The 17,463-nt window shown below is 67.4% G+C and carries 13 protein-coding genes; 7 read left to right on the forward strand and 6 right to left on the reverse strand.

Going from position 1 to position 17,463, the window contains the following annotated elements:
* Positions 1-31: 31 nt before the first annotated feature.
* Positions 32-4,081, reverse strand: coding sequence for a phosphoribosylformylglycinamidine synthase (gene purL / locus IB257_RS06500; RefSeq protein ID WP_192328469.1), 4,050 nt, complete (start codon positions 4,079-4,081; stop codon positions 32-34).
* Positions 4,082-4,156: 75 nt separating this feature from the next.
* Positions 4,157-4,321 (reverse strand): hypothetical protein, encoded by a 165-nt coding sequence (locus IB257_RS06505; protein WP_192492064.1) that lies wholly within the window; start codon positions 4,319-4,321, stop codon positions 4,157-4,159.
* Between the two features lie 117 nt (positions 4,322-4,438).
* Between IB257_RS06505 and IB257_RS06510 the strand changes: the two genes are divergently transcribed.
* The 3 genes from IB257_RS06510 (at position 4,439) to IB257_RS06520 (ending at position 7,405) form a co-directional block, all read left to right on the forward strand.
* The gene (locus tag IB257_RS06510; protein ID WP_054456244.1) at positions 4,439-4,987 is read left to right on the forward strand and encodes a TRAP transporter small permease; all 549 of its coding nucleotides are present in this window, start codon (positions 4,439-4,441) and stop codon (positions 4,985-4,987) included.
* Positions 4,984-6,282 (forward strand): TRAP transporter large permease, encoded by a 1,299-nt coding sequence (locus IB257_RS06515; RefSeq protein WP_054456243.1) that lies wholly within the window; start codon positions 4,984-4,986, stop codon positions 6,280-6,282. The genes IB257_RS06510 and IB257_RS06515 overlap by 4 nt, the downstream gene beginning before the upstream one ends.
* Before the next feature lie 94 nt (positions 6,283-6,376).
* Positions 6,377-7,405, forward strand: a complete 1,029-nt coding sequence (locus IB257_RS06520) for a DctP family TRAP transporter solute-binding subunit (RefSeq protein WP_119451268.1) — start codon at positions 6,377-6,379, stop codon at positions 7,403-7,405.
* A gap of 118 nt (positions 7,406-7,523) precedes the next feature.
* On the opposite strand, the gene greB is transcribed toward IB257_RS06520, so the two are convergent.
* From greB to IB257_RS06535, 3 genes are all read right to left on the reverse strand, one after another.
* Positions 7,524-8,075 carry a transcription elongation factor GreB gene (gene greB, locus IB257_RS06525; protein WP_119451267.1) on the reverse strand — a complete coding sequence of 184 codons (552 nt, stop codon included), beginning with the start codon at positions 8,073-8,075 and terminating at the stop codon, positions 7,524-7,526.
* A 71-nt stretch (positions 8,076-8,146) separates the two neighbouring features.
* Positions 8,147-8,992 (reverse strand): 3',5'-nucleoside bisphosphate phosphatase, encoded by an 846-nt coding sequence (locus IB257_RS06530; RefSeq protein ID WP_175162247.1) that lies wholly within the window; start codon positions 8,990-8,992, stop codon positions 8,147-8,149.
* A 65-nt stretch (positions 8,993-9,057) separates the two neighbouring features.
* The gene (locus tag IB257_RS06535; RefSeq protein ID WP_119451266.1) at positions 9,058-9,993 is read right to left on the reverse strand and encodes an alpha/beta fold hydrolase; all 936 of its coding nucleotides are present in this window, start codon (positions 9,991-9,993) and stop codon (positions 9,058-9,060) included.
* A gap of 292 nt (positions 9,994-10,285) precedes the next feature.
* Between IB257_RS06535 and cfa the strand changes: the two genes are divergently transcribed.
* A complete protein-coding gene (cfa, locus tag IB257_RS06540; protein ID WP_192492065.1) occupies positions 10,286-11,467 on the forward strand; it encodes a cyclopropane fatty acyl phospholipid synthase in 1,182 nt (393 codons plus the stop codon).
* Between the two features lie 71 nt (positions 11,468-11,538).
* Here cfa and IB257_RS06545 read toward each other — a convergent pair whose 3' ends face one another.
* Positions 11,539-13,143, reverse strand: coding sequence for a GMC family oxidoreductase (locus tag IB257_RS06545; protein WP_192492066.1), 1,605 nt, complete (start codon positions 13,141-13,143; stop codon positions 11,539-11,541).
* Positions 13,144-13,349: 206 nt separating this feature from the next.
* On the opposite strand from IB257_RS06545, the gene IB257_RS06550 reads away from it, so the two are divergent.
* The 3 genes from IB257_RS06550 to nirD all read left to right on the forward strand — a co-directional run bounded on the left by IB257_RS06550 (position 13,350) and on the right by nirD (position 17,455).
* Positions 13,350-14,237: a LysR family transcriptional regulator gene (locus IB257_RS06550; protein WP_192492067.1), complete on the forward strand. Its 888-nt coding sequence runs from the start codon at positions 13,350-13,352 to the stop codon at positions 14,235-14,237.
* Positions 14,238-14,555: 318 nt separating this feature from the next.
* The gene (nirB, locus tag IB257_RS06555; protein ID WP_192492068.1) at positions 14,556-17,105 is read left to right on the forward strand and encodes a nitrite reductase large subunit NirB; all 2,550 of its coding nucleotides are present in this window, start codon (positions 14,556-14,558) and stop codon (positions 17,103-17,105) included.
* Positions 17,105-17,455 carry a nitrite reductase small subunit NirD gene (gene nirD, locus IB257_RS06560; protein ID WP_175213666.1) on the forward strand — a complete coding sequence of 117 codons (351 nt, stop codon included), beginning with the start codon at positions 17,105-17,107 and terminating at the stop codon, positions 17,453-17,455. Before nirB ends, nirD begins: the two co-directional genes overlap by 1 nt.
* Positions 17,456-17,463 lie beyond the last annotated feature (8 nt).

The following is a 17,463-nucleotide window of genomic DNA, read 5'->3' on the forward strand; positions in this document are numbered from 1 at the left end:
CGGGTAACGAGCCCCGGCGCCAGCGCATGGCTTACTTCAGCCAGACGCGCGCGTTGCGGAAGATGCGCATCCAGGGGCTGAACGCGCCGCCCTTGTCCGCCTTGCCCCATTTCTCGGGCGCCCACGACATCATGACGTTGCGCGTCACGCGTTCCGGGTGCGGCATCATGACCGTGAAGCGGCCGTCGGCGGTGGTGACCGAGGTCAGGCCGCCCGGGCTGCCGTTCGGGTTGAACGGGTAGGCTTCGGTGGCCTGGCCGCGGTTGTCGATGTAGCGTGCGGCGGCCAGCAGGCGGCTGGCGTCGCCCTGCTGCGAGAAGTCCGCATAGCCTTCGCCGTGCGCCACGGCCACCGGAATGCGCGCGCCTTCCATGCCGGCGAAGAAGATCGACGGCGACTTGGCCACTTCGACCATCGCCAGGCGGGCTTCGTACTTCTCCGACAGGTTGCGCGTGAAACGCGGCCAGAACTCTGCGCCCGGGATCATCGGCGCCAGCGCAGCCATCATCTGGCAGCCGTTGCAAACGCCCAGCGCGAAGGTGTCGGGACGCGCGAAGTAGGCGGCGAACTGGTCCGACAGCTTGCTGTTGAAGCGGATGGTGCGTGCCCAGCCTTCGCCGGCACCCAGCACGTCGCCGTAGCTGAAGCCGCCCACGGCCACCAGGCCTTGCACCTGAGCAAGATCCACGCGGCCGGACAACAGGTCGGTCATGTGCACGTCGACGGCTTCAAAGCCGGCGGTGTCGAAGGCCCAGCCCATTTCCACCTGGCTGTTGCAGCCCTGCTCGCGCAGGATCGCCACGCGCGGACGCTTGCCGGTGTTGATGAAGGGCGCGGCCACGTCTTCCTGGGGATCGAAGTCCACGTTGGGGCTCATGCCCGGGTCCGTGGCGTCGTTCCAGACGTCGAGTTCGGCCTGGGCGCAGGCCGGGTTGTCGCGGCGCGACATGATGCGGTAGGACACTTCGCTCCAGGCGCGGCCGAGTTCGGCGCGCGGCTGGCCCCAGACCTTCTTGCCGTCGCGGTAGAACTCGACTTCGTCGGCGCCGTTCAGGCCGCCGATGACATGCGAGTGCGCCGACAGGCCCGCGCCGCGCAGCACCTGCATGACGGCGTCGCGCTGGGCGGCCGGCACCTGGATGACGGCGCCGGCTTCTTCGGAGAACAGCGCCTTGAGCGTCAGTTCCTCGCGCTGCACCGCCACCTGCTCGGGGCGGATCTTGTAGTCGCCCCAATCCGCCGATTGCGGATCGAAGGTCAGCATGTCCAGGTTGACCGAGATGCCGGTGCGGCCGGCGAAGGCCATTTCGGTCAGGGTCGCGAACAGGCCGCCGTCGGAACGGTCGTGGTAGGCCAGGATGGTGCCGGCCTCGGCCAGGGTGCGGATGGTGACGAAGAAGGCGCGCAGGTCTTGCGGCGCGTCGATGTCCGGCACGGTTTCGCCGACCTGGTTATAGGCCTGCGCCAGGATCGAGCCGCCCATGCGATGGCGGCCGCGGCCCAGGTCGATCAGGATCAGCACGCTGTCGCCAGCGTCGGTGCGCAGCTGCGGGGTCAGGCTGGCGCGCACGTCGGCCACGGGCGCGAATGCCGTGACGATCAGCGACACCGGCGCCACCACCTGGCGCTGTTCGCCGTCCTGTTCCCAGGACGTCTTCATGGACAGGGAATCCTTGCCCACCGGGATCGACAGGCCGGTGGCCTGGCAAAGTTCGCTGACGGCCGACACGGTGTCGTACAGCGCGGCGTCCTGGCCGGCAACGCCGCAGGCGGCCATCCAGTTGGCCGACAGCTTGATGTCTTCCAGGCGCGCCACGTCGGCGGCGGCCAGGTTGGTCAGGGCCTCGGCCACGGCCATGCGGCCGGAGGCCGGCGCGTCCAGCATGGCGATCGGGGTGCGTTCGCCCATGGACATGGCTTCGCCGCGGAAGCCCTCATAGTCCGCCAGGGTCACGGCGCAATCGGCCACCGGCACCTGCCAGGGACCGACCATCTGATCGCGGCTGGACAGCCCGCCCACGGTGCGGTCGCCGATGGTGATGAGGAAGGATTTGTTGGCCACCGTGGGGTGGCGCAGCACGCGGTAGGCGGCTTCGGTCAGGTCGATGCCGGCCAGGTCCAGCGGCGCGGACACGCCGGGCAGGCGCGTGACGTCGCGGGTCATGCGCGGCGGCTTGCCCAGGATGACGTCGATCGGCACGTCCACCGGACGCACTTCGGCTTCGCCCTGCGGACGGATCGAGTCCAGGCCAGGCAGTCCCTCGCCGTCCACCACGCGCAGTTGGCGCTCCTCGGTGGCCACGCCCACCACCGCGTAGGGGCAGCGTTCGCGGCGGGCGATGGCGTCAAAGCGTTCCAGGTCCTTGGGCAGGATCGACAGGACGTAGCGTTCCTGCGATTCGTTGCTCCAGATTTCGGCGGGCGACAGGCCCGATTCTTCCAGCGGCACGCGCTTCAGGTCGAAGATGGCGCCGCGGCCGGCGTCGTTGACGAGTTCCGGGAAGGCGTTGGACAGGCCGCCCGCGCCCACGTCGTGGATCGCAATGATGGGGTTGTTCTCGGCCTGCTGCCAGCAGCGGTCGATGACCTCCTGGGCGCGGCGCTCGAGTTCAGGGTTGCCGCGCTGGACGGAATCGAAGTCCAGCTCGGCCGAGTTGCTGCCCATGCTGATGCTGGAGGCGGCGCCGCCGCCCATGCCGATGCGGAAGCCCGGACCGCCCAGCTGGATCAGCAGCGCGCCCGGAGGAATCACGTCCTTGTGCGTCAGGCCTGCGTCGATGCTGCCCAGGCCGCCCGCGATCATGATGGGCTTGTGGTAGCCCCAGCGCGTGCCGCCGGCGGTCTGCTCGAACGAACGGAAATAGCCCAGCAGGTTGGGACGGCCGAATTCGTTGTTGAACGCCGCACCGCCGATAGGGCCGTCGATCATGATGGACAGCGGCGAGGCGATGCGCTCGGGCAGGCCATGATGGTCGGCTTCCCAGGGTTGCAGCGCGTCGTCAAAGCGCAGGTGCGACACGGTGAAGCCGGTCAGGCCGGCCTTGGGCTTGGAGCCGCGGCCGGTCGCGCCTTCGTCGCGGATCTCGCCGCCCGCGCCCGTCGAGGCGCCGGGGAACGGCGCGATCGCGGTCGGGTGGTTGTGGGTTTCCACCTTCATCAGCGTGTGCACGGTGGTGTCGCGGCGGATGTACCTGGCGCCTTCGACGCCCTCGCCGGTCACGCCCGGCACGCCTGCCTGGAAGCGCTGGGCGGGGCCGCCTTCCATGATGGCGGCGTTGTCCGAATAGGCGACCACGGTGCCTTCGGGCTGCGCCTTGTGGGTGGCGCGGATCATGCCGAACAGCGTGTTGGGCTGTTCCTGGCCGTCGATCACCCACTGGGCGTTGAAGATCTTGTGGCGGCAGTGTTCGCTGTTGGCCTGCGCGAACATCATCAGTTCCACGTCGGTCGGATCGCGGCCCAGGTCGGTGAAGGACTTGGCCAGGTATTCGATTTCGTCGTCCGACAGCGCCAGGCCCAGCGAGATGTTCGCCTCGGCCAGGGCTTCGGCGCCGCGCGCCTGCACGTCGACCGTGCGCATGGGCTTGCCGGCCAGCGGCTGGAACAGCGCCTGGCCGTCGAAGCTGGCGTCCACCACGGTTTCCGTCATGCGGTCGTGCAGGCAGTCGGCCGCGCGCGCCAGCATGGCGTCGTCGAAGGACTTGGTACCCAGCAGGCCGCGCTCGGGAGTGATCACGTAGCGCACGCCGCGTTCGATGCGGTGCACCGACGCCAGGCCACAGTTGTGGGCGATGTCGGTGGCCTTGCTGGCCCAGGGCGAAATCGTGCCCAGGCGCGGAATCACCAGCAGGGACAGGCTCTTGGCCGGCGCGTCGCCGGTGGCGGGAGTGCCGTAGTCCAGCAATTGGGTCAGATGTTGCTGCTGTTCGGCCGTCAGGGCCGCGTCGGTGCTGACGAAGTGCTCGTAGCGGGCGGATATGTCGGCCACCGGCAAGCCGGCTTCCTTCAATTGCGCCAGGAGGCGATCGCGACGGAAGGAGGACAGGACGGAGGAACCAGGCAGATGCTGAACTAGGGACACGATGCGGGCGCCGTATAAAGAGAGGAGAGCAAAAAGAGATTTTACCTGTTTAGGGGGTTTTCCCGGAGCCGTTGTTCAATCGATCCCGAACGCCCCTGTTTCGGCCATTGTTACAAAAGAATTCCGAAGGCCGCGCACCGGGATGGTGCGAAGCAGCATCCGCGCCAACTCCGCGCCGCTGCGAATCTTTCCCAATACCGCTCGGCGCCCTGCCTGCGGTTTTATATTGCGTTGCAACATGTTGCGCTCATCCCGCACCGCGGGAAAACACGAACTTCCGGCCCCACGGCGCGACGGTAGGATGCAGCGACCCCCATTAACGCATGGCGCCTACCCGCGCGCCGGCCGCTGCCTCACATGTCCCGCCCCGAAGCCCCCGCCGAGCCTGTCGAACCGATCATTCCCGCAGAAGCAGATCCCGCAGTCAAAGTACCGCTGGCCATCGAGGACTGGCTGGCCGTGATCCTGCTGGCGACCCTGGCCATCATCACCTTCCTGAACGTGCTGGTGCGCTATTTCACCGACCAGTCCTTCGCCTGGACGGAAGAAATCTCGGTGTTCCTGCTGATCGTGCTGACCATGGCGGGCGGCAGCGTCGCCTTCGTGCGCAACCACCACATACGTATCGAGATCCTGGCGGACTCCGGCTCCCCGCGCCGCCAGCGCATCATGGCGCTGATCTCCAACGGCTGCGTGCTGGCCTTCTTCCTGCTGCTGACCGTGCTGTCGGTGAAGCTGGTTGCCGACGAATATATCTACGAGGAGACCTCGCCCGCCATCGGCGTGCCTACCTGGTGGTATTCGATCTGGCTGCCCGTGATGGCCGCGGCGATCTCGCTGCGCACCATCGGCACGCTGCGCCGCATCGCCAAGAGCGGACGCGCCGCCGGGCAGGATCAGCAATGATCGCCGCCATCCTCTTCATCGTCTTCATCGTCCTGATGCTGATCGGCGTGCCGGTCGGCGTGGCCCTGGGCCTGGGCGGGACCGTGGCCATCGTGCTGTCCAACCTCGACACGCCCTGGTATGGCCTGTTGACCGTGCCGCAGAACTTCTACGCCGGCCTGGCCAAGTATCCGCTGCTGGCCATCCCCATGTTCGTGCTGGTGGGCTCGATCTTCGACCGCTCCGGCGTGGCCAAGCGGCTGGTGGATTTCGCCATTGCCATCGTCGGCCGCGGCCCGGGCATGCTGCCGCTGGTGTCGATCGCGGTGGCCATGTTCCTGGGCGGCATCTCCGGCTCCGGCCCGGCCTGTGCCGCAGCGGTGGGCGCGGTGATGATCACCGCCATGTCGCGCGCCGGCTATCCGGGCTCGTTCTCGGCCGCCGTGGTCGCGGCCGGCGCCGCCACGGACATCCTGATCCCGCCCTCGGTGGCCTTCATCATCTACTCGGTGCTGGTGCCCGGCGCCTCGGTGCCGGCGCTGTTCGCCGCCGGCATGATCCCCGGCATCCTGGCCGGCATCGCCCTTATCGTTCCGGCGGTGTGGCTGGCGCGCAAGCACAAGATGGGCGCGCTCGAAGCCCACCTGCCCCGCCCGCCCTTCTGGGCCAGCCTGCGCGAAGCCTCATGGGGCCTGGCCGCACCCGTCCTGATCCTGGGCGGCATGCGCATGGGCTGGTTCACGCCCACCGAAGCGGCCGTGGTCGCAGTGTTCTACGGCCTGTTCGTGGGCATGTTCATCCACCGCACCATCAAGCTGCGCGACCTGTACACCATCCTGCGCGAAGCCGCCGAGCTTTCCGCCGTCATCATGCTGGTGGTGACGCTGGCCGGCATCTTCGCCTGGGCCCTGTCCACGCTGAGCGTGATCGATCCCATCACCCACGCCATCGTCAACTCCGGCCTGGGCGAATGGGGCGTGCTGGCGCTGCTGATCCTGCTGCTGATGACGGTGGGCATGTTCCTGGACGGCATTTCCATCTTCCTGATCTTCGTGCCGCTGCTCATGCCCATCGCCAACGCCTATGGCTGGGATCCGGTGTGGTTCGGCGTGATCCTGACCTTGAAGGTCGCCCTGGGCCAGTTCACCCCGCCGCTGGCCGTGAACCTGATGGTGTCGTGCCGCATCGCGCGCGTGCCGATGGAGTCCACGGTGCGCTGGGTGGTGTGGCTGCTGGGCGCGATGTTCCTGGTGCTGGTCGCGGTGCTGGTGTTCCCGCAGCTGGCGCTGTGGCTGCCCAAGAAGCTGGGTTATTGAAAGGGCCGAACGGGGCGACCTCAAGGGGCGCCCCCAAGGCCGGCGGTACCGGTATTCATTACAACAACAGACACGCAAAGAGAGGAGACGCAACATGAAATTCCGCAACCTGATCGGAGCAGCCCTGTGCGCGGCTGCCGTCGTCGGCATGGCGCCCGCGCACGCGCAGAACTACAAGTCCGAGTACAAGCTCTCCATCGTGGTCGGCACCACCTTCCCCTGGGGCCAGGGCGCCGAGATCTGGTCCAACCTGGTGCGCGAGCGCACCCAGGGCCGCATCAACATCAAGGTCTATCCCGGCACGTCGCTGGTCCAGGGCGACCAGACGCGCGAGTTCACCGCCATCCGCCAGGGCGTGATCGACATGGCCGTGGGCTCCACCATCAACTGGTCGCCGCAGGTCAAGCAGTTGAACCTGTTCTCCCTGCCCTTCCTGATGCCCGACTATGCCGCCATCGATGCGCTGGTGCAGGGCGACGTGGGCAAGGAGATGTTCAAGCTCATCGAGAAAGCCGGCGTGGTGCCGCTGGCCTGGGGTGAAAACGGCTATCGCCAGCTCAGCAATTCCAAGCACGAGATCAAGAAGCCCGAAGACATGAAGGGCCTGAAGCTGCGCGTGGTGGGCTCGCCGCTGTACATCGACACCTTCACCGCGCTGGGCGCCAACCCCACGCAGATGAGCTGGGCCGATGCCCAGCCGGCGCTGGCCAGCGGCGCAGTGGACGGCCAGGAAAATCCCCTGTCGATCTACACCGGTTCCAAGCTCTACACCGTCGGCCAGAAGTACCTGACGCTGTGGAACTACGTGGCCGACCCGCTGATCTTCGTGGTCAACCGCGAGGTGTGGAATTCCTGGTCCGAGAAGGACCGCGACATCGTGCGCCAGGCCGCGCTGGACGCCGGCAAGCAGCAGATCGTGATCGCGCGCAAGGGCGTGACGCCTGAAGACCCGTCGCTGCTGAAGGAAATCGCCGGCCACGGCGTGACCGTGACCTCGCTGTCGCAGGCGGACCACGAGGCCTTCGTCAAGGTGACCAAGCCGGTCTATGACAAGTGGAAGAAGCAGATCGGCGAAGACCTGGTGAACCTGGCTGAAAAGTCGATCGCCAGCCGCAAGAAGTAAGCCCGCCAGAACAAGCAGCAAGCCCCAGGGGAACGGCGGCGCAAGCCGCCAACCGAGGCAGGGACGTCAGATCCCGCCCACCAACGGGCGCCAGCCACAAGCTGGCGCCCGTTTTCTTTCATGCGGGATAGCTGACTTCCAGGATGTCCAGCTCTTCGATCCCGCCGGGCGTGCGCAGCACCACGGTGTCGCCCTCCTTGGCCTTGATCAGCGCGCGCGCCACCGGCGAGATCCAGCTGATCTTGCCCGCCAGCGGCTCGGCCTCGTCGACGCCCACGATGGTCACGTTGTGTTCCTCGCCGGCCTTGTCCGAATACAGCACCGTGGCGCCGAAGAACACCTGGTCGCGGTTGGGTTGCGCGGCCGGATCGACCACTTCGGCGATATCCAGCCGTTTGGTCAGGAAGCGCATGCGGCGGTCGATCTCGCGCAGGCGCTTCTTGCCGTACAGATAGTCGCCGTTCTCGGAACGGTCGCCATTGGACGCGGCCCACGACACCACCTGCACGACAGAGGGGCGCTCCACGTTCATCAGGTGCGTGAGCTCGCTGCGCAGGCGCTCGTAGCCGCCGGGCGTCATGTAGTTCTTGGTGCCGGCAGGCAGCGCCTGGGCTTGCGGCAGATCGTCGTCGTCCTCGTTGTCCGACTCTTTGACAAAGGCTTTGTTCATGGCGGTTGCGCCGGTCGGGCGCGATTACAGTCGATTGTGTGCAAGGGCTGGCGACATGGCCGCCGCCTGCGTCAGAACCAGTCGTGCCAGACCGGTTTGAGGTCGGGCGGCAGCGCCGGCAAGCGGCCCAGGTCCACCCGGCTTTCCTTCGGACTATGGAAGTCCGAACCGCGCGACGCCAGGAATCCATAGCGGCGCGCCACATCCGCATAATAGCGGGCCTCTTCCGGGGTATGGCTGCCGGTGTTGACCTCGATGCCGAGGCCGCCCAGCTGCAGGAATTCGTCGAACAGCGCGGCGAACTGTAGCGGCGTGTACTTGTAGCGGCCGGGATGCGCGATGACGGCGATGCCGCCCGCGCCGCGGATCCAGCCCACGGCTTCCGCCAGCGTGGCCCACTGCATGGGTACGTGGCCCGGGCGGTCGTCGCCCAGGTGCTTGGTGAACACGGTCTGCACGTCGGGGCAATAGCCGGCTTCGACCAGATAGCGCGCGAAGTGCGTGCGGCTGATGAGTTCGGGGTTGCCTGCGAACGGCAGCGCGCCTTCGTAGGCGCCGGGCATGCCCATTTCCGCCAGGCGTTCGCCGATGCGCTTGGCGCGTTCGGCGCGGCCGGAGCGGGTCTTGCGCAGGCCTTCGGCCAGCGCGGCGTTCTCGGGGTCGAAGCGCAGGCCCACGATGTGCACGGTGACGCCCGCCCAGGTCACGGAGATCTCGACGCCGGTGGCGAAGTCCATGTCCAGCTCGCGCGCCGCGCGGGCCGCTTCGGCCAGGCCGCCGATTTCGTCGTGGTCGGTCAGGGCCCAGACGTCCACGCCGTTGGCATGCGCGCGCTGCGCCACGTCGCGCGGCGCGAGGGCGCCGTCCGAGACGGTGGAATGGCAGTGCAGGTCGATATTCAATGTGCGCGCGTTCATCCAGCTATTGTAGAGAAGGCCCGGCAGCGTGGATAGCGCCGAGCCGTCCCTTGTTTACGGCGCGGTCAGGACAGCAGAAAGGACGCGACCGGATCCACCTGCTCGTCCGAGATCAAGGTGGGCGCATGGCCCACGCCGGCCACTTCATGGGCCTGCGCCCGCGGATTGCGCTTGAGCATTTCCTCGACCGTGGCGCGCGTCAGCAAGTCGGATTCCGCGCCGCGCACGATCAGCACGGGACACGGCAGGGAATCATACGAACGCCACAGGATCTGTTCGCCAGCCGCCAGTTCCTCGGGAGTCTGCGCGGCCAGGGCCTGCGACAGCGCCAGGTCGTAATGCTTGACCCATTTGTCGCCCTGCTGGGGATACAGATAGCGCGCCAGGTCCGCCCACTGCGCGTCGGTATGCGGGCCGAACGTGACGGAGTTGGCGCGCATGGTGGCCACGGCCTCTTCGAAGCTCGCGAACTCGCCCGGCTCGCCCACATACTGGCCGATGCGCGCCAGGGCGCCCGTCTCCAGACGAGGCCCGACGTCGTTGAGCACCAGTTTGTCCAGGTGGAAGCCTTGCTCGGGCGGCAGCATGCCCGCGTGCGGGCGCATGGCCAGCATGGCGCGCGCGAACACGGCCGCGCCCGACAACGCCAGGCCGATGAGCCCGCCCATGGACGTACCGACCCAGGCCAGCCGCGCCGGCTTCAGGCGCGCCAGCAGGGTCACCATGTCCGAGACGTACTGCGGCACCGTGTAAAACGCGGGATTGGCCAGCCAGTCGGAACGGCCGCGTCCCACCACGTCCGGGCAGACCACGCGATAGCGCCCCGCCAGCCGCCGCGCCAGCGTATCGAAGTCCCGCCCGCTGCGGGTCAGGCCATGTACGCAGACCAGCACCTGGTCGTTGCCCGGGTCGCCCCATTCCCAGTAGGCCATGCGGTGCAGGCCCGCCGGGCTGGCGCATGTGACGAAATCCAAACGGGGTTCCAGGCTGGCGTCCACCATCGATACACTCCACGAGTCGTTGCGCGCCATGGCGAAGGCGCGCCAGGCCGGTATCTTATAGGACGGCAGGCTGCGCCGCCGCAACACCCGGCGGTGGGGTTCTGGACTATCGGCCCGGTCGTCGCTACGATCCTTGCATCCGGATCGCCGCCCCCACCTCCACGCACCGCGGGGTGCCTTTGCCTATCGAGGCGATCCAATCATTAAATTGGAGTTGCGGACCTGTTAGGATCAGACTCGGAAGTTTCAAGCATTGCCAGATCAGTCATCCCAAAATTGATATGGAGTCCGTATGCAGCAGAGCAGTCCTTCCTCGCCGTTGGCCGCCGGCCATCAATCCGCCAGTTCCCCTCCCCCCGAACCTCCCAAAGTGCTCCAGGACGTCCTGGCCCGCGCCGATGTCCGCATCAACGGCAACCGCCCCTGGGACATACAGGTTCATGACAAGCATATGTACGAGCGCGTCTTCGCCAGCTGGTCGCTGGGCCTGGGCGAATCCTACATGGACGGCGAATGGGACTGCGACCAGCTCGACGAACTGTTCACCCGACTGCTGCGCGCCGACATGGGGTCGGCGGCGCTGGGCCTGGCGCGCGTCAAGCTGATCGCCGAGCACCTGCGCCACAAGCTGTTCAACCTGCAGTCCAAGAACCGCGCGTTCGAGGTCGGCGAACAGCATTACGACGCGGGCAACGACGTGTTCGAGGCCATGCTGGACAGCCGCATGATCTACTCCTGCGCCTACTGGGAAAACGCCCAGACGCTGGAAGAAGCGCAACTGGCCAAGCTGGAGATGATCTGCCGCAAGCTGCAGCTGCGCGAAGGCGAGACGCTGCTGGACATCGGCTGCGGCTGGGGCGGACTGGCGCGCTTTGCCGCCGAACGCTATGGCGTCAAGGTCACCGGCGTGACCGTGTCCAAGGAGCAACTGGCCCTGGCGCAGGAAAGGGTCAAGGGCCTGCCCGTGCAACTGCTGCTGCAGGATTACCGCGACCTGCAGGGTAGTTTCGACAAGGTGGTGTCGGTGGGCATGTTCGAGCATGTCGGCCCCAAGAACTACGACACCTACTTCAGCAACGTGCAGCGCCTGATGGCGCCGGACGGCGTGTTCCTGCTGCACACCATCGGCATCGCCTCCACCAGCCAGAGCACCGATCCCTGGATCGACCGCTACGTCTTCCCCAACGGCAAGCTGCCGTCCGCGCGCGAGATCGCCGCCGCCGTGGAAGGCCGCTTCATCATTGAAGACTGGCACAACTTCGGCGCCGATTACGACCGTACCCTGATGTCGTGGTGGGACAACTTCGAACGCGCCTGGCCCGGACTGGAATCGCGCTACGGCAACCGCTTCTACCGCATGTGGAAGTACTACCTGATGTGCTGCGCGGGCTTTTTCCGCTCGCGCGAGGGCCAGCTCTGGCAAGTGATGCTGACCCACCCGCAACGCCAGGAAATGTACCGTTCGCTGCGCTGAACGCGGTGACGCCATCGCCAGAAAGCCGCCCTTTAAGGGCGGCTTTCTTTTCTGCCGCGCCCACGGTAGATTCAGCGCCCTGCAGCGTCCTCGCGGATCATGTCGGCGGCCCGCTCCGCGATCATGATGGTCGGCGAATTGGTGTTGCCCGACGTGATCAAAGGCATCACCGAGGCGTCGGCCACACGCAGGCCCTCCAGGCCATGGACGCGCAGCCTCGCGTCCACCACCGCCCCGCCGTCCGCGTCGCGTCCCATCGCGCAGGTCCCTACCGGATGGAAGATGGTGGTGCCGATCTTGCCGGCCGCTTCCCGCAACTCGGTGTCCGTCTGGAACGCAGGTCCCGGCAGCCACTCCTGCGGCTGGTAGCGCTGCAAGGCCGGCGCCGCCGCGATCCGCCGCACCAGGCGGATCGAGTCCGCCGCCACGCGCAGGTCTTCCTCGGTGCTCAGATACCTGGGCGTGATGGCCGGCGCGCCCTGCGGCCCCTGCGCATGCACGCTGCCGCGCGAGGTCGGCCGCAGATTGCACACGCTGGCGGTGAAGGCGTCAAAGCCATGCAGCGGTTCGCCAAACGCGCCCAGCGACAGCGGCTGCACGTGGAATTCGACGTTGGCGCGCGCCTGGTTCGGATCCGACTTGGCAAACGCGCCCAGCTGCGACGGCGCCATGCTCATCGGGCCGCTGCGCTTGAGCAGGTACTCCAGGCCGATGCCGGCCTTGCCCAACCAGGTGGAGGCGATGCGGTTCAGCGTCTTCACGCCCTGCACCTGGATGATGACGCGCAGTTGCAGATGGTCCTGCAGGTTCTCGCCCACGCCCGGCAAGGCGTGCTGCAAGGCGATGCCGCTTTCGCGCAGGCGTGCGGGCTCGCCCACGCCGGAGAGTTCCAGCAGGTGCGGCGTGTTGACCGCGCCAGCCGCCAGCACCACCTCGCGGCGCGCGCGCAAGGTAGCGCTCTGGCCGTTGCGGCGCAGCTGCACGCCGACGCAGCGCTTGCCCTCGAACACCAGTTGCTCGGCATGGGCGCCCGTCATCACGCGCAGGTTCGGACGCTTTTGCACCGGCCGCAGGAATGCCTTGGCGGTATTCCAGCGCCAGCCGCCGCGCTGGTTCACTTCGAAATAGCCGCAGCCGAAATTGTCGCCGCGGTTGAAGTCCTGCACGCGCGGAATGCCCTCTTGCTCGGCCGCGCCGGCAAAGGCTTCCAGGATGTCCCAGCGCAGGCGCTGCGATTCCACGCGCCATTCGCCGCCTGCGCCATGGAATTCGTCCGCGCCGCGGTGATAGTCCTCGCTGCGCTTGAACACCGGCAGCACCTGGTCCCAGCCCCAGGCGGGGTCGCCGGACAGTTCGGCCCAGTCCTCGTAGTCCTGGCGCTGGCCGCGCATGTAGATCATGCCGTTGATCGATGAACTGCCGCCCAGCACGCGGCCGCGCGGGTAGATCAGGGAACGGCCGCCCAGACCGGCTTCCGCCGCGGTACGGTACATCCAGTCCGTCCTGGGATTGCCGATGCAATGCAGGTAGCCCACGGGGATATGGATCCAGTGGTAGTTGTCGCGGCCACCTGCTTCCAGCAGCAGCACCTGCACGGCAGGGTCGCGGCTCAGGCGGTTGGCCAGCACGCAGCCGGCCGAGCCCGCGCCAACGATGATGTAGTCGTATGTCTCCATAAGCTCTTCTTATCTTCTTGCCGGGGCGGTACGCCTGCGGACTGGGTGAGCCGACCCGGCTCTGGCGACCTTGCGCGCGCCGGGCATCTACCGTGACTCTCGCGCAGCCGGGTGGAACTGTCCAATGAATTGTTGAAAAACGGTTTATAAGCAACTTAAATAATGTTCAGCCCCTTTTGCTCGCCGCCTACTCCGGGAATCGCCCCATGGACCTGAAGCACATCCGCACTTTTGCCGCCGTGGCCCGTGAGGGCAACCTGACGCGCGCGGCCGAGCATCTGCACCTGACCCAGCCCGCGCTCAGCCTGCAGTTGAAGAACTTCCAGGAATCGCTGGACCTGACCTTGTTCTCGCGCACCGCCCAAGGCTTGGCGCCCAACGCCGACGGCCGCGCGCTGCTGCCTTCGGCGCAGCGCATCCTGGACGCGCTGGACGACTTCCAGCGCGCCCTGGGCGCCCTGCGCGACACCGTCCAGGGCGATCTGCGCATTGGCACCATCCTCGATCCGGAATTCCTGCGCCTGGGCGCCACGCTGCAATACCTGGTGGAGCACTATCCCAAGATCCGCCCCACCCTGCGCCACGGCATGTCCGGATCGGTGGCGAAACAGGTACGCGCGGGCGAACTGGACGTGGGTTTTTCCCTCGGCCCGCAAGGACGTGACGCGGCGCCCGCCGGGCTTGAAGCAATGCCGCTCGCCTCCTTCGCCTATTTCGTCGTGGCTCCCAAGGGCTGGGGCGCGCAGGTGGCCGGCCGCGACTGGGCCGCGATCACCGCCCTGCCCTGGATCTGGACGCCGCCGGATTCGGTGCACCACCGGCTGCTGTCGGACAAGTTCGACGCGCTGGGCGTCGCGCCCAACGCCGTGGCCGAAGTGGACCAGGAAGCGTCGATGCTGGACCTGGTGCGCTCGGGCGTGGGCCTGTCGCTGGCGCGCGACTCCGTCGCGCTGCGCGAATCCCAGGCCAGCGGGCTGGTGCTGGTCAAGGGCCTGGCGATCCAGGCCGAACTCGCCTTCATCACCCAGGCCTCCCGCCGCAGCGATCCCCTGGTCGCCGCTGCCTTCGCCGCCGTCCAGGCGGCGTTTGCCTAGACCGCTGCGCTGCGCCAAACGGGTGCGGCGCCGCACAGGAATATGCACCGCCTTGATGCACGCCGACCGGGGCGGTGCGACGCGCGACGCGGCCGCAAAAGCGATCCTGAGGCCGCTTTCCCTATGAAGCGCCCGGCGCGCCCACTCCCGCCGCTGACCGCCGGCATCCCTGGCATGGACTTTGCTTGATGATTCATGCGCGGGCCGCAAGGCCGGCGAGACAACTAGAGCAGTAACGGCAATGGCGCCCCGACCGCAAGGTCCAGGGCGCCTTTGCGTTTTCTGAAACCCGAATACCCAAGCCCACGGGGACATCCCATGAAAGTAGCGGCCTCATCCGATTCTCTGCAGACCCTCGTCGTCATCGGCAACGGCATGGTGGGCCACCATTGCGTCGAACAACTCATCGCCGGCGGCGCGCTTGCGCGCTACCGCATCCACGTCTACGGCGAAGAAAGCCGCCGCGCCTACGACCGCGTGCACCTGTCCGAATACCTGAATGGACGCGACGCCGAATCGATGGCGCTGGGCGACGCGGCGCTGTATGAACAGGAAGGCGTGACCCTGCACCTGGGCACGCCGGTGCTGGAGATCGACCGCCGCCGGCGCGAGATCGTGACCGCGCGCGGCCGCGGCGTCTACGACAAACTGATACTTGCCACGGGCTCCTACCCCTTCGTGCCGCCGATCACGGGCGCGGAAGGCGCATCGCGCCTGGTGTACCGCACGCTCGACGACCTGAACCTGATCCGCGCGGCTGCGCACGGCGCGCGCCGCGGCGTGGTGGTGGGCGGCGGCCTGCTGGGGCTGGAAGCCGCCCATGCGCTGAAGTCGCTGAAGCTGGAGGCGCACGTGGTCGAATTCGCGCCGCGCCTGATGCCGGTGCAGCTGGACGAGCAAGGCGGCGCGGCGCTCAAGGCGCGCATCGAGGCGCTGGGCGTGGGCGTGCACCTGTCGCGCGCCACCCAGGACATCAAGCCCGGCACGCAGTACCGCTACCGCATGCGCTTTGCCGAAGGCGCGCCGCTGGAAACCGACCTGATCGTGTTTTCGGCCGGCATCCGGCCGCAGGTGACGCTGGCGCGCAAGGCCGGGCTGACGCTGGCCGAGCGCGGCGGCGTGGCCATCGACGATCAGTGCCGCAGCAGCGATGAGCACATCTACGCCATCGGCGAATGCGCGGCCTGGAACGGCAGCGTGTTCGGGCTGGTGGCGCCCGGCTACCAGATGGCGCGCACGGTGGCGGCGGCGCTGTGCGGCAGCGGCCAGCAGACATTCAGCGGCGCCGACATGTCCACCAAGCTCAAGCTGCTGGGCGTGGACGTGGGCTCGATCGGCGACGCCCACGGCGCCACGCCCGGCGCGCGCAGCTACCGCTACATCGACGAAGCCGGCGCCGGCTACCGCCGCCTGGTGGTGTCCGCCGACGGCAAGCGCGTGCTGGGCGCGGTGCTGGTGGGCGACAACAGCTACTACGACACGCTGCTGCAATACGTGCAGAACGGCATCGCGCCGCCCGCGGACCCGGCCAGCCTGATCCTGCCGCAGGGCCAAGGTGCGCCGCTCCTGGGCGTGGATGCGCTGCCCGCCGCCGCCACCATCTGTTCCTGCCATAACGTGAGCAAGGGCGCGGTCTGCGCCGCGATCGACGGCGGCTGTGCCGACCTGGCCGCGGTCAAGGGCTGCACCAAGGCGGCTTCCGGCTGCGGCGGCTGCGCCAGCCTGCTCAAGCAGGTGGTCGAACACGAACTGGCCAGCCGCGGCGTGGCCGTGGACAAGAGCCTGTGCGAACACTTTCCCCACACGCGCCAGGAGCTGTACGCCATCGTGCGCGTCAACGGCATCGAATCCTTCGACGAGCTCCTGGCCAGCCACGGGCGCGGCCAGCAGGGTTGCGACATCTGCAAACCCGCGGTGGGCTCCATCCTGGCCTCGTGCTGGAACCGCCCGATCCAGGATCCCCATCTGGTGCCGCTGCAGGACACCAACGACACCTTCATGGCCAACATGCAGAAGAACGGCACCTATTCGGTGGTGCCGCGCATACCCGCGGGCGAGATCACGCCCGACGGCCTGATCGCCATCGGCGCGGTCGCCAAGAAGTACCAGCTGTACACCAAGATCACCGGCGGCCAGCGCATCGACCTGTTCGGCGCGCAACTGCACGAGCTGCCGGAAATCTGGGCGGAACTGATCGCCGCCGGGTTCGAGACCGGCCATGCCTACGGCAAGTCCACCCGCACGGTGAAGTCCTGCGTGGGCAGCACCTGGTGCCGCTATGGCGTGCAGGACAGCGTCAAGATGGCGCTGGACATCGAACACCGCTACAAGGGCCTGCGCTCGCCGCACAAGCTGAAGTTCGCAGTATCCGGCTGCACCCGCGAATGCGCCGAGGCGCAAAGCAAGGACATCGGCGTCATCGCCACCGAAAACGGCTGGAACCTTTACGTCTGCGGCAACGGCGGCATGCGCCCGCGGCACGCGGAGCTGTTCGCCACCGACCTGGACGACGCCGCCCTCATCCGCACCATAGACCGCCTCTTGATGTTCTACATCCGCACCGCCGACAAGCTGCAGCGCACCTCGGTCTGGCGCGAATCGCTGGAGGGCGGCCTGGACTACCTGAAGCAGGTGGTGCTGGAGGACAGCCTGGGCCTGTGCGCGGAGCTGGAAGCGCAGATGCAGCTGGTGGTCGACCGCTACGAATGCGAATGGGCCAACGCGCTGAACGATCCGGAAAAGCTCAAGCGCTTCCGCACCTTCGTCAACGACGCCAGCGCCGACCCCGGCATCCGGTTCGTGCAGGAACGCGGCCAGCCCCGACCCGCTCCCGCGCGCGTCATCGCCATTACCGAGGAGATTGCCTGATGGACGCCCTGATCCACAAACCCCAAGACTGGCGACCGGTTTGCCGGCGCCAGGATCTGGTGCCAAATTCCGGCGTGGTGGCGCTGGTGGATGGCGCGCAGATTGCCTTGTTCTACGTGCCGCAAGCCGCGGGCGACGGCGTTTATGCGATCGATAACCGCGACCCCAAGTCCGGCGCCAACGTCATCGGCCGCGGCATCGTCGGCCACGTAGGCGGCGAACTCGTCGTGGCCTCGCCGCTCTACAAGCAACACTTCCGGCTCGCCGACGGCGCGTGCGTGCAGTACCCGGAGCAACGGCTGCGGACCTGGCGGGCGCGCTTGAACGGCGATGCGGTGGAGATCGCCTGAAACGCAAC

The organism is Achromobacter sp. ACM03 (assembly GCF_014851665.1).
Classification (GTDB): Bacteria; Pseudomonadota; Gammaproteobacteria; order Burkholderiales; family Burkholderiaceae_B; genus Achromobacter; species Achromobacter aegrifaciens.